This window comes from Streptomyces sp. NPDC050988 (assembly GCF_044456225.1).
Taxonomy (GTDB): Bacteria; Actinomycetota; Actinomycetes; order Streptomycetales; family Streptomycetaceae; genus Streptomyces.
The window spans coordinates 1,052,780-1,074,658 of the sequence record NZ_JBITFQ010000001.1 but is presented as its reverse complement, the minus strand read 5'-3'; the positions used below and the strand labels follow the sequence as shown (position 1 = coordinate 1,074,658).

Genomic DNA, 21,879 nt, shown 5'->3' with positions numbered 1-21,879 from the left:
GGGGCTCCGCCCCCGAACCCCCAAAAGACTGCGCAGTTCCCCGCGCCCCTAAGGTCTTTAGGGGCGCGGGGAACTGCGCGACAAGCCCCCACCGGCCCGCACCCAACAACAAACCCCACGGGGTCTGGGGCGGAGCCCCAGAGGGACGGGAATGGGTAGGGGCGGCGGGGGCGAGGAAAGCTACGCAGGCGGAAGCGTGTTCCACTCGCTGATGACCGGCCGGTCGTGCTCCGTCGAGAGCCGACTCAGCGTGCCGGTTCCGAGTCGGAACAGGCGCCCGTCCGCAGCGGAGAGACCAAGCCGCCGCGCGGTCAGGACACGCAGGAAGTGGGCGTGCGCGACAAGAACCACGTCACCCTCACCGAGCGCCTTCTCCGCCCGCGCCAGAACCCGATCGGCCCGCTCACCCACCTCGTCGGGGGACTCGCCCGGATGCCCGTCCGGCCCCGCCGGCACCCCGTCGTTCCACAAGTACCAGTCGGGCCGAGTCAGATGGATGTCCACGGTGGCAATACCCTCGTACGCCCCGTAGTCCCACTCGTGCATGTCCGGATCGGACACCGCCCCGGTCAGCCCCGCCAGCTCCGCGGTCCGTATCGCCCGCCCGAGTGGACTGGTGAGTACGAGCGCGAAGTGCCGTCCGGCGAACAGCGGGACGAGGGACTTGGCCTGTTCCTCACCGCGCTGGGTGAGGGGCAGATCGGTCCAGCTGGTGTGCCGGCCCGACCTGCTCCACTCGGTCTCGCCGTGCCGGACGAGAAGGAGGTCGCCCATGACTGGTGACCCCTACTTCGCGGACTCGACGGCGTGGCCGCCGAACTGGTTGCGCAGCGCCGCGACCATCTTCATCTGCGGCGAGTCGTCCTGCCGGGACGAGAACCGCGCGAAGAGGGAGGCCGTGATGGCGGGCAGCGGCACGGAGTTGTCGATGGCCGCCTCGACGGTCCAGCGGCCCTCGCCGGAGTCCTCCGCGTAACCGCGGAGCTGCTGCAGGTGCTCGTCCTCGTCCAGTGCGTTGACCGCCAGGTCGAGCAGCCAGGAACGGATGACCGTGCCCTCCTGCCAGGAGCGGAACACCTCGCGCACATCCGTGACGGAGTGCACCGCTTCGAGGAGCTCCCAGCCCTCGGCGTAGGCCTGCATCATGGCGTACTCGATGCCGTTGTGGACCATCTTCGAGAAGTGGCCGGCGCCCACCTTGCCCGCGTGGACGAACCCGGCGTCGCCCTCCGGCTTGAGCGCGTCGAAGATCGGCTGGACCTTGGCGATGTGCTCGGCGTCGCCGCCGACCATCAGGGCATAGCCGTTCTGCAGGCCCCAGACGCCGCCCGAGACACCGGCGTCCACGAAGCCGATGCCCTTGGCCGCCAGTTCCTCGGCGTGCTTCTCGTCGTCCGTCCAGCGGGAGTTGCCGCCGTCGACGACGGTGTCGCCCGGCTCCAGCAGGTCGCCGAGTTCGTCGATGACGCCCTGCGTGGGAGCCCCGGCCGGGACCATCACCCAGACCACGCGCGGGCCTTCGAGCTTGCCGACCAGTTCGGTCAGGCTGCTGACGTCGGAGAGGTCCGGGTTGCGGTCGTAGCCGATCACGGTGTGGCCCGCGCGGCGGATCCGCTCGCGCATGTTGCCGCCCATCTTGCCGAGGCCGATGAGACCGAGCTGCATCGCAGTCATGTCAGTTCACTTCTTTCGCAGAGTGCGGTACGTGGCCACGAGGGCGGCGGTGGAGGGATCGAGACCGGGGACGTCGGCGCCCTCGGTGAGGGCGGGTTCGACGCGCTTGGCGAGGACCTTGCCGAGCTCGACGCCCCACTGGTCGAAGGAGTCGATGTTCCAGATCGCGCCCTGGACGAACACCTTGTGCTCGTAGAGGGCGATCAGCTGACCGAGGACGGAGGGGGTCAACTCGGCGGCCAGGACGGTCGTCGTGGGGTGGTTGCCGCGGAACGTGCGGTGCGGCACCTCCTCCTCGGGCACCCCCTCGGCGCGTACCTCGTCGGCGGACTTGCCGAACGCGAGGGCCTGGCCCTGGGCGAAGAGGTTCGCCATCAACAGGTCGTGCTGGGCGGCGAGTTCGGCCCCCAGCTCGTCGACCGGGTTGACGAAGCCGATCAGGTCGGCCGGGATCGTCTTCGTGCCCTGGTGGAGCAACTGGTAGTACGCGTGCTGGCCGTTGGTGCCGGGCGTGCCCCAGACGACCGGGCCCGTCTGCCACTCGACCGGGTTTCCCTCGCGGTCCACGGACTTGCCGTTGGACTCCATGTCGAGCTGCTGCAAGTACGCGGTGAACTTGGACAGGTAGTGCGAGTACGGCAGCACCGCGTGCGACTGGGCGCCGAAGAAGTCGCCGTACCAGACGCCCAACAGGCCGAGCAGCAAAGGCGCGTTGGCCTCGGCGGGGGCCGTGCGGAAGTGTTCGTCGACGATCCTGAACCCGTCGAGCATCTCCCGGAAGCGGTCCGGGCCGATCGCGATCATCAGCGACAGGCCGATCGCCGAGTCGAACGAGTAGCGGCCGCCGACCCAGTCCCAGAACTCGAACATGTTGGCCGTGTCGATACCGAAGTCCGCGACCTTGTCGACGTTCGTGGACAGCGCCACGAAGTGCTTGGCGACGGCCTCGGACTCACGGCCGAGGCCGGCGAGGAGCCAGGACCGTGCCGAGGTCGCGTTGGTGATCGTCTCGATGGTGGTGAACGTCTTCGAGGCGACGACGAACAGCGTCTCCGCCGGATCCAGGTCCCGCACCGCCTCGTGCAGGTCGGCCCCGTCCACGTTCGACACGAAGCGGACCGTCAGGTCGCGGTCGGTGAAGGCGCGCAAGGCCTCGTACGCCATCGCCGGACCGAGGTCGGAGCCGCCGATGCCGATGTTGACGACGTTGCGGATGCGCCTGCCCGTGTGGCCGGTCCACTTGCCGGAGCGGACCTGCTCGGCGAAGTCGGACATCTTGTCGAGCACGGCGTGCACCTTGGGCACGACGTTCTCGCCGGCGACCTCGACGACCGCGTCGAGCGGGGCGCGCAGCGCGGTGTGCAGCACGGCCCGCCCCTCGGTGACGTTGATCCGCTCGCCGCGGAACATCGCGTCCCGCAGCCCGAACACGTCGGTGGCGGTGGCGAGTTCCTGGAGCAGCGCGAGCGTCTCGTCGGTGATCAGGTGCTTGGAGTAGTCGATGCGCAGGTCACCGACGCGCACGGTGTAGCGCTCGGCGCGCTCGGGGTCCGTGGCGAACAGTTCGCGCAGCTGCGGATGGAGGAGCGGACCGGCGCGGTGGTCCTCCAGGGCCGTCCACTCGGGGCGACGGGTGAGCCTGGGCGTCCGGGGCTCGGACGGAGGTGTGTCAGGCACGGCTCTCCTCCTCTCCGGTGTCGTCACCGCGCAGGGCGACGGCGTACATCTCGTCCGCGTCCAGGCGCCGCAGCTCCTCGGCGATCAGCTCGGAGGTGCTGCGGACCTTCAGCGCGAGGGTGCGCGAGGGCTGGCCCGGCAGCGACAGTGTCGCGAGCGGGCCCTCGGGACGGTCGATGATGATCTCGCCGCCCTTGGTGCCGAGCCGGACGGCGGTGACGACCGGGCCCGCGGTCACGACACGCTCGACCGGGACCTGGAGGCGGGCCTCCAGCCAGCGGGCCAGCAGTTCGGCGCTCGGGTTCTCGGCCTCGCTCTCCACGGCGGCCGAGGTGACCTTCGTACGGGCCTGGTCCAGGGCGGCCGCGAGCATGGAACGCCACGGAGTCAGCCGGGTCCAGGCCAGGTCGGTGTCGCCCGGCGCGTACGAGGCGGCACGGGCCTCCAGGGCCGCGAGCGGTGCCTCGACCGCGTACATGTCGGTGATCCGGCGCTGTGCGAGGGCGCCCAGCGGGTCCTTGGCCGGGACCTCGGGCGCGTCCACCGGCCACCAGACGACGACCGGCGCGTCCGGCAGCAGCAGCGGCAGGACCACCGAGTCGGCGTGCTCGGACACCTCGCCGTACAGCCGCAGCACGACCGTCTCGCCGGTGCCCGCGTCGGCGCCCACGCGGACGTCGGCGTCGAGGTGCGAGTTCGTGCGGTCGCGCGGGGTGCGGACATGCCGCTTGATGACGACCAGGGTGCGCGAGGGGTGCTCGTGCGAGGCCTCCTCGGCCGCCTTGATCGAGTCGTAGGCGTTCTCCTCGTCCGTGACGATGACCATCGTCAGGACCATGCCCACGGCAGGCGTGCCGATGGCGCGGCGGCCCTCCACTAGGGCCTTGTTGATCTTGCTTGCCGTGGTGTCGGTCAGGTCGATCTTCATGGCCTGCGCCAGCTCCGTCCGTCTCGTGCGAGCATCTCGTCGGCTTCCCCGGGACCCCAGCTGCCCGAGGCGTACTGCGCCGGCCTGCCGTTCTTGTCCCAGTACTCCTCGATCGGATCGAGGATCTTCCAGGACTCTTCCACCTCCTGGTGACGGGGGAAGAGATTGGCGTCGCCGAGCAGGACATCCAGGATCAGCCGTTCGTACGCCTCCGGGCTGGACTCCGTGAACGACTCGCCGTAGGCGAAGTCCATGGACACGTCCCGGATCTCCATCGACGTACCCGGCACCTTCGATCCGAAGCGCACCGTCATGCCCTCGTCGGGCTGGACACGGAAGACGATGGCGTTGGCGCCGAGCTCCTCCGTGGCGGTCGAGTCGAACGGGGAGTGCGGGGCGCGCTGGAAGACGACCGCGATCTCGGTGACCCGCCGGCCGAGCCGCTTGCCGGTCCGCAGGTAGAAGGGGACGCCCGCCCAGCGGCGGTTGTCGACCTCCAGCTTGACGGCCGCGTACGTGTCGGTCTTCGACGCGGGGTCGATGCCGTCCTCTTCGAGGTAGCCGGGCACCTTCGCGCCGCCCTGCCAGCCCTCCGCGTACTGCCCGCGCACGGTGTGCTCGCCCAGGTCCTCCGGCAGCCGCACCGACTTGAGGACCTTGAGCTTCTCGGTGAGCAGCGAGTCCGCGTCGAAGGCGATGGGCTCCTCCATCGCGGTCAGGGCCATCAGCTGGAGCAGGTGGTTCTGGATGACGTCACGGGCCGAGCCGATGCCGTCGTAGTAGCCCGCGCGGCCGCCGATGCCGATGTCCTCGGCCATCGTGATCTGTACGTGGTCCACGTACGACCGGTTCCAGATCGGCTCGTACATCTGGTTGGCGAAGCGGAGCGCCAGGATGTTCTGGACGGTCTCCTTGCCGAGGTAGTGGTCGATCCGGAAGACCTGCTCCGGGTCGAACACGTCGTGCAGCACCTTGTTCAGCTCACGGGCGCTCTTGAGGTTGTGGCCGAAGGGCTTCTCGATCACCGCGCGCCGCCAGGAACCCGCCGGGGCGTCGGCCAGCCCGTGCTTCTTGAGCTGCTTGACGACCTTCGGGAAGAACTTCGGCGGTACGGAGAGGTAGAAGGCGTAGTTGCCGCTGGTGCCCCGGGAGGCGTCCAACTCCTCGACGGCGGCGCGTAGTTGCTTGAACGCCTGGTCGTCGCCGAAGTCGCCCGGGATGAACCGCATGCCCTCGGCGAGCTGCTGCCAGACCTCCTCACGGAACTCCGTACGGGCGTGTTCGCGCACCGAGTCGTGGACGATCTGGGCGAAGTCCTCGTCCTCCCAGTCGCGCCGGGCGAAGCCGACGAGGGAGAAGCCGGGCGGGAGCAGTCCGCGGTTGGCCAGGTCGTAGACGGCCGGCATCAGCTTCTTGCGGGCCAGGTCGCCGGTGACCCCGAAGATGACCAGACCGGACGGCCCGGCGATCTTCGGCAGACGGCGGTCGCCGGGGTGGCGCAGGGGGTTGTCCCAGCCGGACGCGAGATCCAGCGCCTGGGCGAGGGACTCGGACGTGAGGTCGGCGGGGGCGGGGGCGGGGGCGGGGGCGGGGGCGTCCTGCGTCGTACCGTCCGTCTCGGCTGCGGCGGCCTCGGTCTCTGCTGCCGCTTCGGATGCCTTCGCCGAGGTTCCCTCGGGAAGCTTGTCGCTCATTCCCCGTCAACTCCCTTGCGGCTCAGTGAGACGGCGACCGCGTCGAGCAGTTCGCCCCAGGCGGCCTCGAACTTGGCGACGCCCTCGTCCTCCAACTGTCGTACGACCTCGTCGTACGAGATGCCCTGCTTCTCGACGGCCGCCAGGTCGGCGCGGGCCTGGGCGTAGCCGCCGGTCACCGTGTCGCCGCGGATCTCACCGTGGTCGGCGGTGGCGTCGAGCGTGGCCTCCGGCATGGTGTTGACCGTGCCGGGCGCGACCAGTTCGTCGACGTACAGCGTGTCCTTGTAGGCCGGGTCCTTGACGCCGGTCGAGGCCCACAGCGGACGCTGCCTGTTGGCGCTCCCGCCGAGGGCGGTCCAGCGGTCCGAGGAGAAGACGTCCTCGTACGCCTCGTACGCGAGCCGCGCGTTGGCGAGCGCCGCCCTGCCCTTGAGGGCGAGGGCCTCGTCCGTGCCCACCTTCGCGAGCCGCTTGTCGATCTCGCTGTCGACGCGGGAGACGAAGAAGGAGGCCACGGAGTGGATGGCGGAGAGGTCGAGGCCCGCGGCCCGCGCCTTCTCCAGACCGGTCAGGTAGGCGTCCATCACCTCGCGGTAGCGCTCCAGCGAGAAGATCAGCGTGACGTTGACGCTGATCCCGCGGCCGACGACCTCGGTGATCGCGGGGAGACCGGCCTTCGTCGCCGGGATCTTGATCATCACGTTCGGGCGGTCGACCAGCCAGGCGAGCTGCTTGGCCTCGGCGACCGTCGCCTTCGTGTCGTGGGCGAGGCGCGGGTCGACCTCGATGGAGACCCGGCCGTCCCGGCCGCCGGTCGCGTCGTACACCGGACGCAGGATGTCGGCGGCGGCGCGGACGTCGGCGGTGGTCATCATCCGTACGGCCTCGTCGACCGTGACGCCGCGCGTGGCGAGGTCCGCCAGCTGCTCCTCGTAACCCTCGCCCGAGCCGATCGCGGCCTGGAAGATCGACGGGTTGGTGGTGACGCCCACCACGTGCCTGGTCTCGATGAGTTCGGCGAGGTTGCCGGATGTGATCCGCTTGCGCGAGAGGTCGTCCAGCCAGATGGAGACGCCTTCGGCGGAGAGGTTCTTGAGGGTTTCCGCGGTCGCGGTCGCTTCGGTGGTCGCGATTGTTTCGGTCACAGTGATCATCTTCCTTCGGGCGATCGGATCAACCGCGGACGGCGGCCAGGGATTCCTTGGCGGTGGCGGCCACGTTCTCGGGTGTGAAGCCGAACTCGGCAAAGAGGGTCTTGGCGTCGGCGGAGGCGCCGAAGTGTTCGAGGGAGACGATGCGTCCATGGTCACCGACGTACCGGTACCAGGTCAGACCGATCCCGGCCTCGACCGCCACGCGGGCCTTCACGGACATCGGCAGGACGCTCTCCCGGTACTCGGCGGACTGCTCCTCGAACCACTCCACGGACGGCATGGACACCACACGGGTGCCCACTCCCTCGGCTTCCAGCTGCTCACGTGCCGCGACGGCGAGCTGCACCTCGGAGCCGGTCGCGATGAGAATCACGTCCGAGGTCCCGGTGGAGGAGTCGCGCAGGACGTAACCACCCTTCGCCGCCTCGGGGTTGGCCTCGTACGTCGGCACGCCCTGACGGGTGAGGGCGAGGCCGTGCGGGGCCGGGTTGGTGGCGTGCCGCTTCAGGATCTCGGCCCAGGCGATCGACGTCTCGTTGGCGTCGGCCGGGCGCACGATGTTCAGGCCCGGGATGGCACGGAGCGAGGCGAGGTGTTCGACCGGCTGGTGGGTCGGGCCGTCCTCGCCGAGGCCGATCGAGTCGTGCGTCCAGACGTACGTCACCGGCAGCTGCATCAGGGCCGAAAGGCGGACGGCGTTGCGCATGTAGTCGGAGAAGACGAGGAACGTGCCGCCGTAGATCCGGGTGTTGCCGTGCAGCGCGATGCCGTTCATCTCGGCGGCCATCGAGTGCTCGCGGATTCCGAAGTGGACGGTTCGGCCGTACGGGTCGGCCTCCGGCAGCGGGTTGCCCTTCGGGAGGAAGGACGAGGACTTGTCGATGGTGGTGTTGTTCGAGCCGGCCAGGTCGGCGGAGCCGCCCCACAGCTCGGGGAGCACATCGCCGAGCGCCTGGAGGACCTTGCCGGACGCGGCACGGGTCGCGACGGACGTGCCCGCCTCGAACACCGGCAGGGCGGACTCCCAGCCCTCGGGGAGCTGACCGGCCACGATCCGGTCGAAGAGCTTGGCGCGCGCGGGCTGCGCGGTGCGCCACTCGGCCAGCTGCTTGTTCCAGGCGGCGTGCGCCTCGGCGCCCCGGTCGAGGGCCCGGCGGGCGTGGGCGAGTACCTCGTCCGCTACCTCGAAGGTCTGCTCCGGGTCGAAGCCCAGGAGGCGCTTGGTGGCCGCGATCTCCTCGGCGCCGAGTGCCGAGCCGTGCGCGGCCTCGGTGTTCTGGGCGTTCGGGGCGGGCCAGGCGATGATCGTGCGCATCGCGATGATCGAGGGGCGCCCGGTCTCGGCCTTGGCCGCGGTGAGGGCCTCGTGGAGCGCGTGCGGGTCGATGTCGCCGCCGAGCGCGGGCTCGATCCGCTGCACGTGCCAGCCGTACGCCTCGTACCGCTTCAGCACGTCCTCGGAGAAGGCGGTGGCGGTGTCGCCCTCGATGGAGATGTGGTTGTCGTCGTAGACGAAGACGAGGTTGCCGAGCTTCTGGTGGCCGGCGAGCGAGGACGCCTCGGCGGAGATGCCCTCCTCCAGGTCGCCGTCCGAGACGATCGCCCAGACGGTGTGGTCGAAGGGGGACTCGCCCTCGGGGGCCTCGGGGTCGAACAGACCGCGCTCGAAGCGGGCGGCCATCGCCATGCCCACCGCGTTGGCGACGCCCTGGCCGAGGGGGCCCGTGGTCGTCTCGACCCCGGCCGTGTGCCCGTACTCCGGGTGGCCGGGCGTCTTCGAGCCGTGCGTGCGGAACGCCTTGAGGTCGTCCAGCTCCAGCTCGTATCCGGAGAGGAAGAGCTGGGTGTAGAGGGTCAGCGAGGTGTGGCCGGGGGAGAGGACGAAGCGGTCGCGGCCGGTCCACTCGGGGTCCGCGGGATCGTGTCGCATCACCTTCTGAAAGAGGGTGTACGCCGCCGGGGCCAGGCTCATCGCGGTTCCGGGGTGGCCGTTGCCGACCTTCTGCACGGCGTCCGCCGCAAGCAGACGGGCCGTGTCGACGGCTCGCCGGTCCAGGTCGGTCCACTCAAAGCTGTCAGGTGTCTGCGTGCTCATCTTCAAGAAGTCCTTGGTAGAAGCCCAGTAACTGCTCGGTTGCGTTCAAACTTAAAAGTCTGACTTTTGCCGGGGAAGGTGGCCCTGTGTCAGCCTTTGGTGAAAGTGGGACAACGACTGCGGGACCGAGCCGACGCGAGAGGGACATGGCGGACAGAAGCACCCAAGGCGGTGGCGGCCGGGAAGGTGGCGGCCGTGACGTCGGCGGCGGTCCAGACGGTGACGGCGGCGACGGGATCAGGACCTTTCCCTTTCCCGTCGACCTGAGCGTCTGCGGAGTCGGCATGCAGGTCGGTCCGATGGAGCCCGGCCGGACCTGGCACGCGAACGAGGCGATCGAGCGCGTCCACCGCATCGACTTCCACGTGGTCATGCTCTTCGGGGAAGGACCGGTCCGGCACATGGTCGACTTCACCGAGTACGAGGTCTCCGCCGGTGAGGTCCTGTGGATACGCCCCGGCCAGGTCCACCGTTTCTCCAGTACGGAGGCCTATCGCGGAACGGTCCTGATCATGCAGCCGGGCTTCCTGCCCCGCGCCACGGTCGAGTCGACCGGCCTCTACCGCTACGACCTGCCGCCCCTGCTCAGGCCCGACCCGGCCCAGCTCGCCGGACTGCGGGCAGGCCTCGCCCAACTGGAACGCGAGTACGTCGACACGACCACACTGCCGCTCAGCCTGCACACATCCGTGCTGCGGCACTCCCTGACGGCGTTCCTGCTCCGCCTCGCCCATCTGGCCGCCAGCTCCGCCGACGCGGCACGCGACCAGGCGGACACCACCTTCACCCGCTTCCGCGAGGCGGTCGAGAAGGGCTTCGCCACCAACCACAGCGTCAGCGCGTACGCCGACACCCTCGGCTACTCCCGCCGCACCCTCGTCCGGGCGGTCCGCGCCGCGACGGGCGAGACCCCGAAGGGCTTCATCGACAAGCGGGTCGTCCTGGAGGCCAAGCGGCTCCTCGCCCACACGGACATGCCGATCGGCCGCGTCGGGGTCTCGGTGGGCTTCCCCGACGCGGCCAACTTCACCAAGTTCTTCCACCAGCACACCGGGGTGGCGCCGGCGGCGTTCCGGTCGGAACTGCACTGAGAGCTGACGAACCCGCACTGGGGAACTGAAGGAGGGGGCGGGCCTGACCGGCCCGCCCCCTCCTCTCCGACTCGGCTCTCAGCGGGCGAAGCTGAACCAGTTCACGTTCACGAAGTCCGCGGGCTGGCCGCTCGTGAAGGTCAGATAGACGTCGTGCGTCCCGGTGACGCTGCTGATGTTCGTCGGGACGGTCCGCCAGCTCTGCCACCCGCCGGTGTTGGCGAGCGCGAAGGTGCCGATCGGGGCGTTCGTACGGCTGTCGAGGCGGACTTCGACCAGGCCACTGGCGCCGCCCCCCACGCCGCTCGCGACCCGGGCGCTGAACTGCCTGGCCGCCGTGGAGCCGAAGTTGACGCCCCGGAAGAGGGCCCAGTCGCCGTTGGCGAGGGCGCCGATGTTCTGGCCGCCGCCCGTGTCGGTCGTGGTCTCGGTGATCGTGCCGCTCTGCCCGTCGAACGACTCGGCCTGGATCGCGCTGTACGCGTCACGGTTGCCGGTCGGCGGAGGCGTGGTGCCGCCAGTGGACTGCAGCACCTGGACGTAGTCGACGACGAGTGGATGGCCGGGCACGGTGGCCCCGTCCGGGCCGCCGCCGAAGGCGTCCACGAAACCGCCGCCCATCGCCACGTTCAGGATGATGAAGAAACCGTGGTTCGTGGCGTTCGACCAGGTCGTCGCGTCGACTTGATTCGCCCGTACGGTGTGGTAGTTGATGCCGTCGACGTAGAAGCGGATCTCCTCCGGGCTCGTCGACCGGTCCCACTCCATGCCGTACGTGTGGAAGCCCGCCTGGCAGGTCGCGCCCGGGCAGGCGGTGGAGCCGCCGAGGCCGGTCGTCTCGTTGCAGGGGCCGCCGGGGTTGGTGCCGCAATGCATCGTGGCCCACACGGTGTTGAGACCCTGGACGTTCTCCAGGATGTCCAACTCGCCGACGCTCGGCCAGTTCTGGTAGTTGCCGCGGTAGGGCGCGCCCAGCATCCAGAACGCCGGCCAGTAGCCGCGGGCGGCGGCGCCCGTCACGTTCGGCATCTGGATCCGGGACTGGACACGCAGCTTGCCACCGGCGGGCGGCTGGAAGTCGGTGCGGTTGGTCTCGATACGGCCCGAGGTCCAGTTGCCCGCCGCGTCCCGGCGGGGGGTGATCCGGAGGTTCCCGGCGCCGTCCAGCGCCACGTTGTTGGTGCTGGACGTCATGTTCTCGATCTCGCCCGTGCCCCAGTTGGCGGGCCCGCCCGGGTAGCCGTGGCCGGTCGCGTACTGCCAGTTCGAGGTGTTGACGCCGGTGCCCGCCGTGCCGTTGAAGTCGTCGACGAAGACCTGGGTCCAGCCGGTGGGCGGCGCGGGCGCGTCCGCCTCTGCCGCCGATGCCCCGGCCGCCGCGAGGCTCAACACGCTGACCAGCGCGATGAGCGTGCGTCGGAGTGGACCGCGTCTGACGGGTGTGCCTGAAGTTTCCCTCATGGGTGCCTCTTCGGGTACGGAGTGGGGGTGCGCGGGTGGTTCGGGGGTGTTCCGGGGTGGTTCGTGGGTACGCGAGAGCATTTGAGAGCGCTCTCAAAACGGCCGCGCGGCCAATGTGCTCTTCGGCACTCCGGTCGTCAAGAGATAAAGCAGAGAAAGCCTTTAGGGGGCAGGGGAGTTCACACCGTGAAGGGGGGCGGATCGAACCTCGAACGGGGAACGGATCGGACGCGGCGTTAGGGAGCGCTCCCGGCCTGCCGGACGCGCGAACGCCGAAAGCCCCCCGGTACCGCGGCTCAGGCCGCGGTACCGGGGGGCGTCGAAGGGTGTTCTACGAAGAGCAGGACGTCACGTTCAGCGCGAGTCGAGTACGGTCCAGGCGTCGCCGCCGGCAAGCAGCGCGGAGAGTTCGCCCTTGCCGTTCTGTTCGATGGCCGCGTCGAGTTGGTCCGACATCTGGACGTCGTAGACGGGCCGGTCGACGGAGCGGAACACACCGATGGGTGTGTGGTGGAGTGTGTCCGGGTCGGCGAGCCGGGAGAGTGCGAACGCGGTGGTGGGGGACGCGGAGTGCGCGTCGTGGACCAGGATCTGCGCCTCGTTCTCCGGAGTGACGGTGACGACCTTGAGGTCGCCGGTCCGCTCATCGCGTACGACACCGCTGTCGAGCGGTGCCCCGAAGCGGATCTGCTGTCCGTGTTCCAGGCGGATCACCGCCTCCTCGGCCTGCTGCCGGTCCTTGAGGGCTTCGAAGGCGCCGTCGTTGAAGATGTTGCAGTTCTGGTAGATCTCGACGAGGGCGGTGCCCCGGTGGGCGGCGGCCTGGCGCAGGACTTCGGTGAGGTGTTTGCGGTCGGAGTCGACGGTCCGTGCCACGAACGAGGCCTCGGCGCCGATGGCCAGTGACACGGGGTTGAAGGGTGCGTCGAGGGAGCCCATCGGTGTGGACTTGGTGATTTTGCCGACCTCTGAGGTGGGGCTGTACTGGCCCTTGGTGAGTCCGTAGATGCGGTTGTTGAAGAGGAGGATCTTCAGGTTGACGTTGCGGCGCAGGGCGTGGATGAGGTGGTTGCCGCCGATGGACAGCGCGTCGCCGTCACCGGTCACCACCCACACGGACAGGTCGCGGCGGGAGGAGGCGAGCCCGGTGGCGATCGCCGGCGCCCGGCCGTGGATGGAGTGCATCCCGTAGGTGTTCATGTAGTACGGGAAGCGGGACGAGCAGCCGATGCCCGAGACGAAGACGATGTTCTCCTTGGCGAGACCCAGTTCGGGCATGAAGCCCTGCACCGCGGCGAGGATCGCGTAGTCGCCGCAGCCGGGGCACCAGCGCACTTCCTGGTCGGACTTGAAGTCCTTCATGGACTGCCTGGCCTCGGCCTTGGGCACCAGAGTGAGCGCCTCGATCGTGCCCGGGCCTTTGGTGGTCGTCTCAGCCATCGATGGCCTCCTTGAGAGCCGTGGCAAGCTGTTCGGCCTTGAACGGCATTCCGTTGACCTGGTTGTAGGAGTGGGCGTCCACCAGGTATTTCGCCCTGACCAGGGTGGCGAGCTGCCCGAGGTTCATCTCGGGGATCACCACCGTGTCGTAACCCTTCAGCACGGTGCCGAGATTCGCGGGGAAGGGGTTGAGGTGCCGCAGGTGTGCCTGGGCGATCGCCTCCCCGGCCCCGCGCAGCCGCCGCACGGCGGCGGTGATGGGTCCATACGTGGAGCCCCAGCCGAGCACGAGGGTGGTGGCCGCGCCGGAGGGGTCGTCTACCTTCATGTCCGGTACGTCGATGCCGTCGATCTTCGCCTGGCGGGTGCGGACCATGAAGTCGTGGTTGGCGGGGTCGTAGGAGATGTTGCCGGTGCCGTCCTGCTTCTCGATGCCGCCGATGCGGTGTTCCAGACCGGGTGTGCCGGGGATGGCCCACGGGCGGGCGAGGGTCTGGGGGTCGCGTTTGTAGGGCCAGAAGACCTCGGTGCCGTCGTTGAGGGTGTGGTTGGGTCCCTGGGCGAACTGCACGCGCAGGTCGGGCAGTTCGTCGGTGTCCGGGATCCGCCACGGCTCGGACCCGTTGGCCAGGTAGCCGTCGGACAGCAGCAGGACCGGGGTGCGGTAGGCCAGCGCGATGCGGGCGGCCTCGATGGCGGCGTCGAAGCAGTCGGCGGGGGTCTGGGGGGCCACGATCGGCACCGGTGCCTCGCCGTTGCGGCCGAACATGGCCTGGAGCAGGTCCGCCTGTTCGGTCTTGGTGGGCAGGCCGGTGGAGGGGCCGCCGCGCTGGATGTCGATGACCAGCAGCGGCAGTTCCAGCGAGACGGCGAGCCCGATCGTCTCGCTCTTGAGGGCGACACCGGGGCCGGAGGTGGTGGTGACGGCGAGCGAGCCGCCGAAGGCCGCTCCCAGTGCGGCGCCGATGCCGGCGATCTCGTCCTCGGCCTGGAAGGTCCGCACGCCGAAGTTCTTGTGCCGGCTCAGTTCGTGCAGGATGTCCGAGGCCGGGGTGATCGGGTAGGAGCCCAGGTAGAGCGGCAGGTCGGCCTGGGCCGAGGCGGCGATCAGGCCGTAGGACAGGGCCAGGTTCCCGGAGATGTTGCGGTAGGTGCCGGTGGGGAACGCGGCGGTGGCCGGCGCGATCTCATAGGAGACCGCGAAGTCCTCGGTGGTCTCGCCGAAGTTCCAGCCCGCCCGGAACGCGGCGATATTGGCCGCCGCGATATCGGGCTTCTTGGCGAACTTGGCGGTGAGGAACTTCTCGGTGCCCTCGGTCGGCCGGTGATACATCCAGGACAGCAGCCCGAGCGCGAACATGTTCTTGCTGCGCTCGGCCTCCTTGCGGGTGAGGTCGAACTCCTTGAGGGCCTCGACGGTCAGCGTGGTGAGGGGGACGGGATGGACGCTGTAGCCGTCCAGCGAACCGTCCTCCAGAGGGCTCGTGGCGTAGCCGACCTTCTGCATCGCCCGTTTGGTGAACTCGTCCGTGTTGACGATGATCTCCGCGCCGCGCGGTACGTCGGCGATGTTGGCCTTCAGGGCGGCCGGGTTCATCGCCACCAGGACGTTGGGCGCGTCGCCGGGGGTGAGGATGTCGTGGTCGGCGAAATGCAGCTGGAAAGACGAAACGCCCGGCAGGGTGCCTGCGGGCGCGCGGATCTCGGCGGGGAAGTTCGGCAGTGTCGAAAGGTCGTTCCCGAACGATGCCGTCTCGGAGGTGAAACGGTCCCCGGTGAGCTGCATACCGTCACCGGAGTCCCCCGCGAACCGGATGATCACCCGGTCCAGCCGGCGTACATCCTTCGATGGCAGGGGGGCGGATTCATCAAGGGCGCCGGAATCATTCGGGAGGTCGGGCCTGGTGAACACGGAGTCTCCCTAGGAATTGATTTCGCAGATGAGGGCGCCGGAGGTGACGGAGGCGCCGACCTCGGCGGTGAGGGCCTTGATGGTGCCGGAGCGGTGGGCGTTGAGGGGTTGTTCCATCTTCATGGCTTCCAGGACGACGACGAGGTCGCCTTCCTTGACCTCCTGGCCCTCCTCGACGGCGACCTTGACGATGGTGCCCTGCATGGGGGAGGCGAGGGTGTCGCCGGAGGCGGCCGGGCCGGACTTCTTGGCCGCGCGGCGTTTGGGCTTGGCGCCGGCGGCGAGGCCGGTGCGGGCCAGGGACATGCCCAGGGAGATGGGCAGGGAGACTTCCAGGCGTTTGCCGCCGACCTCGACGACGACGGTCTCACGGCCCGGCTCGTCCTCCACCTCGGTGTCCGCGGGAGCCGCGAACGGCTTGATCTCGTTGACGAACTCGGTCTCGATCCAGCGGGTGTGGACCGTGAACGGGTCGGCGGAGCCGGTCAGTTCGGGGGCAAACGCCGGATCCTTCACCACGGCGCGGTGGAAGGGGATGGCGGTGGCCATGCCCTCGACGGTGAACTCGGCCAGCGCGCGGGCGGCCCGCTGCAGGGCCTGCTCGCGGGTGGCGCCGGTGACGATCAGTTTGGCGAGCAGGGAGTCCCAGGCCGGGCCGATGACGCTACCGCTCTCCACGCCCGCGTCCAGCCGCACGCCCGGACCCGACGGCGGCGCGAAGGTGGTGACGGTGCCGGGGGCGGGCAGGAAGCCCCGGCCCGGGTCCTCGCCGTTGATGCGGAACTCGAAGGAGTGGCCGCGCAGTTGCGGGTCGCCGTAGCCGAGGTGTTCGCCGTCGGCGATGCGGAACATCTCGCGGACCAGGTCGATACCGGCGACCTCCTCGGTGACCGGGTGCTCCACCTGGAGGCGGGTGTTGACCTCCAGGAAGGAGATCGTGCCGTCGGTGCCGACCAGGAACTCCACGGTGCCCGCGCCGATGTAGCCGGCTTCCTTGAGGATGGCCTTGGAGGCGGCGTACAGCTGGTCGTTCTGCTCGGGGGAGAGGAACGGGGCCGGGGCCTCCTCGACGAGCTTCTGGTGGCGGCGCTGCAGGGAGCAGTCGCGGGTGGAGACGACGACCACGTTGCCGTGGGAGTCGGCCAGGCACTGGGTCTCCACGTGGCGGGGCTGGTCGAGGTAGCGCTCCACGAAGCACTCGCCGCGGCCGAAGGCGGCGATGGCCTCGCGCACCGCGGAGTCGTACAGTTCGGGGACCTCTTCCAGGGTGCGGGCGACCTTCAGGCCGCGGCCGCCGCCGCCGAAGGCCGCCTTGATGGCGATCGGCAGGCCGTGCTGCTCGGCGAAGGCCACGACCTCGTCCGAGCCCGAGACCGGGTCGGGGGTGCCGGCGACCAGTGGGGCGCCGGCGCGCTGGGCGATGTGCCGGGCGGCGACCTTGTCGCCCAGGTCGCGAATGGCCTGCGGGGGCGGGCCGATCCAGATCAGCTGGGCGTCCAGGACGGCCTGGGCGAAGTCGGCGTTCTCGGAAAGGAAGCCGTAGCCGGGGTGGATGGCGTCCGCGCCGGAGTCCTTGGCGGCCTGCAGCACCTTGGTGATGTCGAGGTAGCTGGTCGCGGGGGTGTCACCGCCCAGCGCGAACGCCTCGTCGGCGGCCCGCACATGCAGTGCGTCCCGGTCCGGCTCGGCGTACACCGCCACGCTCGCGATACCGGCGTCTCGGCACGCCCGGGCGACACGAACAGCGATTTCGCCACGGTTGGCGATCAACACCTTGCGTATGCGGGCCTGACGGAGGCGTAGGCGGGCGGCGCTCATGTACGCCAACTCTGTGGCGCGCCGTACCCGGAGGTATGGCCCATGCGCTGCCATCCGGCTCGCAGCGATGCCGCACGGGCGTTGTCGCCGTCCGGAACGGGACGTCGCGCACTGCCGGCGAGGAGGACGGCGGTCAGGGCGGCGAGCTCCTCCGCGCCGGCCTCTCCCTTCAACACCTGGATGGACGGAACGCTGGTGGTCACGAACTCTCCTGTCACTGTGGGGGGTTGCCGTGTTTGCGGGAGGGCAGCTCCGCGTGCTTGGTGCGCAGCATCGCCAGGGAGCGGATGAGTACCGTACGGGTCTCGGCGGGGTCGATGACGTCGTCGACCAGGCCGCGCTCGGCCGCGTAGTACGGATGCATGAGCTCGGCCTTGTACTCCTTGACCAGCCTGGCGCGCATCGCCTCGGGGTCGTCGGCGGCGGCGATCTGCCGGCGGAAGACAACGTTGGCGGCGCCTTCCGCGCCCATCACCGCGATCTCGTTCGACGGCCAGGCGTAGGTCAGGTCGGCGCCGATGGACTGCGAGTCCATGACGATGTACGCACCGCCGTACGCCTTGCGCAGGATCAGGGAGATGCGCGGCACGGTCGCGTTGCAGTAGGCGTAGAGCAGTTTCGCGCCGTGCCGGATGATGCCGCCGTGCTCCTGGTCCACGCCCGGCAGAAAGCCCGGCACGTCGAGCAGCGTCACCAGCGGGATGCTGAACGCGTCGCACAGTTGCACGAAGCGTGCCGCCTTCTCGCTGGCCGCGATGTCGAGGACGCCGGCCATCGACTGCGGCTGGTTGGCGACGATGCCCACCACCTGGCCGTCGAGCCGGGCGAGCGCGCAGATGATGTTGCGGGCCCAGCGCTCGTGGACCTCCAGAAAGTCCCCGTCGTCGACGAGTTCCCCGATCACCTTGGTCATGTCGTACGGCCGGTTGCCGTCCACGGGGACCAGGTCCAACAGGGCGTCGGTGCGCCGGTCCGCCAGGTCGTCGGGGTCCACGCGGGGCGGGACGTCGCGGTTGTTCTGCGGCAGCATCGAGAGCAGATACCGCACCTCGTGGATGCAGGTCTCCTCGTCGTCGTACGCGAAGTGCGCGACGCCGGAGGTCTCGGCGTGCACGTCGGCGCCGCCCAGGCCGTTCTGGGTGATCTCCTCGCCGGTGACCGCCTTGACGACGTCGGGGCCCGTGATGAACATCTGCGAGGTCTCGCGGACCATGAAGACGAAGTCCGTCAGGGCCGGGCTGTAGGCCGCGCCGCCCGCGCACGGGCCGAGCATCACGGAGATCTGCGGGATGACGCCCGAGGCGCGGGTGTTGCGCTGGAAGATGCCGCCGTAGCCGGCGAGCGCGCTGACGCCCTCCTGGATCCGGGCGCCCGCACCGTCGTTCAGCGACACCAGGGGCGCGCCGGCCGCGATGGCCATGTCCATGATCTTGTGGATCTTCGTTGCGTGGGCCTCGCCGAGCGAGCCGCCGAAAATGCGGAAGTCATGCGCGTACACGAAGACCGTGCGCCCGTGGACGGCGCCCCAGCCGGTGATCACACCGTCCGTGTACGGGCGGTTCGCCTCCAGACCGAAACCGGTCGCCCGGTGCCGGCGCAGCGGCTCCACCTCGTTGAACGAGCCTTCGTCCATGAGGAGTTGGATGCGCTCGCGGGCCGTCAGCTTGCCGCGGGCGTGCTGGGCCGAGGTCGCGCGTTCGCCGGGACCCTCGTGCACCTGCCTCTTGATCCTGGCCAGCTCCTCGACGTGCGTGGCCGTCGGCCGCCGCTCCTCCATGATGGTCATACGTGTGCCCTCCCGATCAGTGGCTGGTCAGGGACCGGAGATCCCCGGGCAGTTCACGCACGACGGTGTGCGTGGGCGGTGTGCCGTGGAGCGCGACGGCCGCCGCGTGGCCCGCCGGGCACGGCACGTCCCGTACGGTCCAGCCGTCCGGCCCTCGCGGGGCTTCCGGGCCGCCGGCGCCGACGTACACCTCGGACATCCAGCGGCCGATTCCGGCGCCCGTGCCTTTCAGGTATGCCTCCTTGCGCGCCCAGACGCGGGCGAAGCCGGCCTGCCGGTCCGCTCCCTCCAGGCGTCGCAGTTCCGCCTGTTCGTACGGGTGCAGGGAGGGCAGGCAGACCTCCACCCGCTCGGGTGTCGGCAGCTGCTCCACGTCGGCGCCGACCGGGCGGGCGGCCACGGCGATGAGCGCCGTGCCATGGCTGTGCGAGAGCGAGAAGTGCGGGACGGAGCCAGGCGCGGCGAGTACGGGCCTGCCGTGCGGGCCGCCGCACCGGGGGCAGTCCGCACGGGCGAAGGCGAGCTCGCGTGCGGGGATCCCGACGTACGTGGCGAGCACCCGCCTCAGCGCGATGTGCGCCGCCACATACAGATCCCGGTCGGCCGGGCGCCGGAAGGCGGCTGCCCGCCGCCGCTCGGCGTCGTCGAGCTCGTCGAGCGCGCCGGGTCCGTACGAGGGGAACTCGGCACGGTCCTCCTCAGACCGACGGTTCGGAGACAGCAGAAAGACTTCCAACGTGCTTGTCCACACTGGCTCTTGACGCTCCATCACCCGATGCTCCCGCTCGTCGCACATCACTCAGCAGCACCGCCTGCCGTAGCGTGTCCGCGCTCGGCGAGGTGCCCGCCCGCACCGCCGACGTGAAGGCCCTGACGGTGGCCGCGACCTGGTCGGCGGGTCGCAGCCGGATCTCCTCGATGTCCGCGCCACGCTGCACGGTGATCAGGGGGATGTGGTCGGCGGGCGGGGTGAAGGCGCGGTCGACGGTGATCCGGCCCTCGCTGCCCCACAGCTCGTACCCGGAGCGGTATGCGTGCTCCATGCCGAAGGTGATCTGCGCGGTGACTCCGCCGGGTGCGCGCAGCAGTGCGGCGCCGGACGTCTCGACCAGGCGCCCCGTGCCGTTCGCGAGATGGGCACCGACGACCTCGACGTCCGGCCCGAGGAAGTGCAGGGCTGCCCGCAGCGGATAGAGCCCCACGTCCGCCAGTGCGCCGCCGCCGAGCTCGGGGACGTACCGGATGTCGTCGTCGGGAAGCCGGGGAATGGTGAACGCCGCCTGAAAGGTGCGGAGTTCACCGATCCTGCCGTCCGCGACGAGGCGCCGTACCGCCTCGTGCACGGGATGGTGGACGAACATCACGTTCTCCATCAGCGCGAGCCCCCGGGCGGCGGCGAGGCACAGCAGCCGTTCGGTGGTCGCGGAATCCGTGCTGAGGGGCTTCTCGGCGAGGACGTGCAGGCCCGCGTCGAGCGCCGCCTCCACCCACCTGGCGTGCAGCGCCGCCGGCAGCGGCACGTACACGGCCTGGATGTCGTCGCGTCGCAGGAGTTCGGCGTATCCCTGGACGGGTTGGCAGCCGAAGCGTTCGGCGACCCGTTCGGCCTTGGCGAGGTCACGGCTGGCGACCGCCGCGATCTCCAGACCGGGGGAGGCGGCGAACGCGGGCATCATGCGGCGCACCGCGATGTCCGCGCAGCCCAGCACTCCGATCCGCACCGGGGCCCCGGCCGCCGCACCCGCGCTCAACGTGTCCTCACCGGGAGTGCGTTGAGGCAGGCCAGCAGCGTGCGTGCCTGCACGTTGAGATAGTGGCCGTGGCGGACGAGCCAGGTGAGCTGGCCGGGGGTGACCCAGGCGTAGCCGGGCGGTGGGTCGAGCGGCGTGTCGTGCTCGGCGGCGTCGACGATCAGATAGCGGCTCTCGGCGTTGCGGAACCGGCCGCCCTCCTCCGAGTGCACGGCACCGTAGCGGACACGGTCGGGCGACGCGTCGAGAACCGAGTCGAGGAAGGGCGGGCGGTCCTTCTCCGCGAGGTGGGCGTAGTTGCCCGGCGTGTACTGGACGGTGGGGCCGAGTTCCACGGTGTCCAGGAAGCCGCCCTCGACCCGGGCGTGCACCAGGACGTGCGGTACGCCGTCGAACTCCCGGGTGAGAAAGGCCGTGACGCCGGTGCCGACCGGCTCGAAGAGGGGCTGGGTCCAGCTGGTGACCTCGCGGTTGCCGGCCTGCACGGCCACTCCGACGACGTTGAAGTAACGGCCCTCCTCGTGCTCGACGGTCATCTCGTCCTGCCGCCAGCCGGGCAGCCCGGCCAGCGGGACGCGTTCGGCGTGCACGTCGTGCCGGGCGCGCTCCCCGGTGATCCAGGACAGCAGCTGGATGTCGGTGAGCAGTGCGCCGGACGCCGTCGCCGGCAGGGGCAGGCAGGACAGCACGGTCCGTGAGTCCATGTTGACGACATTGTCCTGGTGCAGCAGCTCGCCGATCTGGCCGAGGGTGAGCCAGCAGAAGTCGTCGAGGAGCGGGACGTCGCCGACCGCCTCCACGATCATGTTGCGGTTGGACTTCCGGAAGAACCAGGAGCCGTGCTCGGACTGCAGGGCGTCCGCGACGACCCGGCCGCGGCCCGGTCCGACGAAGTGCTCGATGTACTTCACGTCCGCGCCCTGGTGGGCCTTGGTGTAGTTGCTGCGGGTGGCCTGGACCGTGGGGGAGAGCTGGAGCAGATTCGGGTTGCCGGGCTCCATCTTGGCCTGCATCAGGAAGTGCGGCACCCCGTCGAACTCCTTGACGAGGATGCCCAGGATGCCGACCTCGGGCTGCTTGATGATGGGCTGGTACCAGTCGGCGTACGGGCCGTCGCCGTAGGGACCGTCCCGTTCGGTGACGTGCAGGCCCTCGACCGTGAAGAACCGGCCGCTGCGGTGCACCAGGTTTCCGGTGGACTCCTCGAACGACCAGCCCTGCAACTCGGCGAACGGGATGCGGTCCACGCGGAACGCGTTGGCCCGGCCGCGCTCGGCGAGCCAGCCGTGGAAGTCGGCGGTCGCCAGCTGGGAACCCTCGGTGGTGGCGGCCGACAGCGCGAGCCGGTCGGCCAGGGCGGCCTCGCCGCGCGATTGAAGGGTGTGGGACAGCATG

At 69.9% G+C, this 21,879-nt stretch carries 17 protein-coding genes; 1 reads left to right on the top strand and 16 read right to left on the bottom strand.

Annotation, left to right across the window (positions count from 1 at the left end; translation table 11 throughout):
• Positions 1 to 180 precede the first annotated feature (180 nt).
• From ACIBEI_RS04775 to tkt, 7 genes are read right to left on the bottom strand one after another with little or no spacing between them, the layout of a single operon-like run.
• Positions 181 to 774, bottom strand: a complete 594-nt coding sequence (locus ACIBEI_RS04775) for a histidine phosphatase family protein (protein WP_398885004.1) — start codon at positions 772 to 774, stop codon at positions 181 to 183.
• 12 nt (positions 775 to 786) lie between these two features.
• Positions 787 to 1,665 (bottom strand): phosphogluconate dehydrogenase (NAD(+)-dependent, decarboxylating), encoded by an 879-nt coding sequence (gnd, locus tag ACIBEI_RS04770; RefSeq protein ID WP_398885131.1) that lies wholly within the window; start codon positions 1,663 to 1,665, stop codon positions 787 to 789.
• A gap of 15 nt (positions 1,666 to 1,680) precedes the next feature.
• Positions 1,681 to 3,351: a glucose-6-phosphate isomerase gene (gene pgi, locus ACIBEI_RS04765; protein ID WP_398885002.1), complete on the bottom strand. Its 1,671-nt coding sequence runs from the start codon at positions 3,349 to 3,351 to the stop codon at positions 1,681 to 1,683.
• Positions 3,344 to 4,279 (bottom strand): glucose-6-phosphate dehydrogenase assembly protein OpcA, encoded by a 936-nt coding sequence (gene opcA, locus ACIBEI_RS04760; RefSeq protein ID WP_398885000.1) that lies wholly within the window; start codon positions 4,277 to 4,279, stop codon positions 3,344 to 3,346. Before opcA ends, pgi begins: the two co-directional genes overlap by 8 nt.
• Positions 4,276 to 5,973 carry a glucose-6-phosphate dehydrogenase gene (zwf, locus tag ACIBEI_RS04755; protein ID WP_398884998.1) on the bottom strand — a complete coding sequence of 566 codons (1,698 nt, stop codon included), beginning with the start codon at positions 5,971 to 5,973 and terminating at the stop codon, positions 4,276 to 4,278. The genes opcA and zwf overlap by 4 nt, the downstream gene beginning before the upstream one ends.
• A complete protein-coding gene (gene tal, locus ACIBEI_RS04750; RefSeq protein ID WP_398884996.1) occupies positions 5,970 to 7,130 on the bottom strand; it encodes a transaldolase in 1,161 nt (386 codons plus the stop codon). Before tal ends, zwf begins: the two co-directional genes overlap by 4 nt.
• A gap of 19 nt (positions 7,131 to 7,149) precedes the next feature.
• Positions 7,150 to 9,225 (bottom strand): transketolase, encoded by a 2,076-nt coding sequence (gene tkt, locus ACIBEI_RS04745; RefSeq protein WP_398884994.1) that lies wholly within the window; start codon positions 9,223 to 9,225, stop codon positions 7,150 to 7,152.
• Between the two features lie 146 nt (positions 9,226 to 9,371).
• On the opposite strand from tkt, the gene ACIBEI_RS04740 reads away from it, so the two are divergent.
• Positions 9,372 to 10,316, top strand: a complete 945-nt coding sequence (locus ACIBEI_RS04740; RefSeq protein WP_398884992.1) for an AraC family transcriptional regulator — start codon at positions 9,372 to 9,374, stop codon at positions 10,314 to 10,316.
• 78 nt (positions 10,317 to 10,394) lie between these two features.
• Here the strand turns inward: ACIBEI_RS04740 and ACIBEI_RS04735 are convergent, their stop codons facing one another.
• The 9 genes from ACIBEI_RS04735 to ACIBEI_RS04695 form a co-directional block, all read right to left on the bottom strand.
• Positions 10,395 to 11,777, bottom strand: coding sequence for a glycoside hydrolase family 16 protein (locus tag ACIBEI_RS04735; protein WP_398884990.1), 1,383 nt, complete (start codon positions 11,775 to 11,777; stop codon positions 10,395 to 10,397).
• A 354-nt stretch (positions 11,778 to 12,131) separates the two neighbouring features.
• The gene (locus tag ACIBEI_RS04730; RefSeq protein ID WP_398884988.1) at positions 12,132 to 13,217 is read right to left on the bottom strand and encodes a 2-oxoacid:ferredoxin oxidoreductase subunit beta; all 1,086 of its coding nucleotides are present in this window, start codon (positions 13,215 to 13,217) and stop codon (positions 12,132 to 12,134) included.
• Positions 13,210 to 15,072: a 2-oxoacid:acceptor oxidoreductase subunit alpha gene (locus tag ACIBEI_RS04725; protein WP_398885129.1), complete on the bottom strand. Its 1,863-nt coding sequence runs from the start codon at positions 15,070 to 15,072 to the stop codon at positions 13,210 to 13,212. Before ACIBEI_RS04725 ends, ACIBEI_RS04730 begins: the two co-directional genes overlap by 8 nt.
• A 66-nt stretch (positions 15,073 to 15,138) precedes the next feature.
• Positions 15,139 to 16,911, bottom strand: a complete 1,773-nt coding sequence (locus ACIBEI_RS04720; RefSeq protein WP_398885127.1) for an acetyl/propionyl/methylcrotonyl-CoA carboxylase subunit alpha — start codon at positions 16,909 to 16,911, stop codon at positions 15,139 to 15,141.
• Between the two features lie 32 nt (positions 16,912 to 16,943).
• The gene (locus ACIBEI_RS04715) at positions 16,944 to 17,150 is read right to left on the bottom strand and encodes an acyl-CoA carboxylase epsilon subunit (RefSeq protein WP_398884987.1); all 207 of its coding nucleotides are present in this window, start codon (positions 17,148 to 17,150) and stop codon (positions 16,944 to 16,946) included.
• Between the two features lie 11 nt (positions 17,151 to 17,161).
• On the bottom strand, positions 17,162 to 18,733 hold the full coding sequence (locus tag ACIBEI_RS04710; RefSeq protein ID WP_398884985.1) for an acyl-CoA carboxylase subunit beta: 1,572 nt from the start codon (positions 18,731 to 18,733) through the stop codon (positions 17,162 to 17,164).
• Positions 18,734 to 18,749: 16 nt separating this feature from the next.
• Positions 18,750 to 19,469 (bottom strand): 4'-phosphopantetheinyl transferase family protein, encoded by a 720-nt coding sequence (locus tag ACIBEI_RS04705; RefSeq protein ID WP_398884983.1) that lies wholly within the window; start codon positions 19,467 to 19,469, stop codon positions 18,750 to 18,752.
• Positions 19,432 to 20,484, bottom strand: a complete 1,053-nt coding sequence (locus ACIBEI_RS04700) for a Gfo/Idh/MocA family protein (protein ID WP_398884981.1) — start codon at positions 20,482 to 20,484, stop codon at positions 19,432 to 19,434. The genes ACIBEI_RS04705 and ACIBEI_RS04700 overlap by 38 nt, the downstream gene beginning before the upstream one ends.
• Complete coding sequence (locus ACIBEI_RS04695; protein ID WP_398884979.1) at positions 20,481 to 21,878, bottom strand: NDP-hexose 2,3-dehydratase family protein; 1,398 nt, start codon at positions 21,876 to 21,878, stop codon at positions 20,481 to 20,483. The genes ACIBEI_RS04700 and ACIBEI_RS04695 overlap by 4 nt, the downstream gene beginning before the upstream one ends.
• Position 21,879 lies beyond the last annotated feature (1 nt).

What these genes read in the sequence shown, in the direction of transcription:
- ACIBEI_RS04775 (WP_398885004.1), bottom strand. Translation starts at nt 774, where the DNA reads ATGGGCGACCTCCTTCTCGTCCGGCACGGCGAGACCGAGTGGAGCAGG.
- gnd (WP_398885131.1), bottom strand. Translation starts at nt 1,665, where the DNA reads ATGCAGCTCGGTCTCATCGGCCTCGGCAAGATGGGCGGCAACATGCGC.
- opcA (WP_398885000.1), bottom strand. Translation starts at nt 4,279, where the DNA reads ATGAAGATCGACCTGACCGACACCACGGCAAGCAAGATCAACAAGGCC.
- zwf (WP_398884998.1), bottom strand. Translation starts at nt 5,973, where the DNA reads ATGAGCGACAAGCTTCCCGAGGGAACCTCGGCGAAGGCATCCGAAGCG.
- tal (WP_398884996.1), bottom strand. Translation starts at nt 7,130, where the DNA reads ATGATCACTGTGACCGAAACAATCGCGACCACCGAAGCGACCGCGACC.
- tkt (WP_398884994.1), bottom strand. Translation starts at nt 9,225, where the DNA reads ATGAGCACGCAGACACCTGACAGCTTTGAGTGGACCGACCTGGACCGG.
- ACIBEI_RS04740 (WP_398884992.1), top strand. Translation starts at nt 9,372, where the DNA reads ATGGCGGACAGAAGCACCCAAGGCGGTGGCGGCCGGGAAGGTGGCGGC.
- ACIBEI_RS04735 (WP_398884990.1), bottom strand. Translation starts at nt 11,777, where the DNA reads ATGAGGGAAACTTCAGGCACACCCGTCAGACGCGGTCCACTCCGACGC.
- ACIBEI_RS04730 (WP_398884988.1), bottom strand. Translation starts at nt 13,217, where the DNA reads ATGGCTGAGACGACCACCAAAGGCCCGGGCACGATCGAGGCGCTCACT.
- ACIBEI_RS04710 (WP_398884985.1), bottom strand. Translation starts at nt 18,733, where the DNA reads ATGACCATCATGGAGGAGCGGCGGCCGACGGCCACGCACGTCGAGGAG.
- ACIBEI_RS04695 (WP_398884979.1), bottom strand. Translation starts at nt 21,878, where the DNA reads ATGCTGTCCCACACCCTTCAATCGCGCGGCGAGGCCGCCCTGGCCGAC.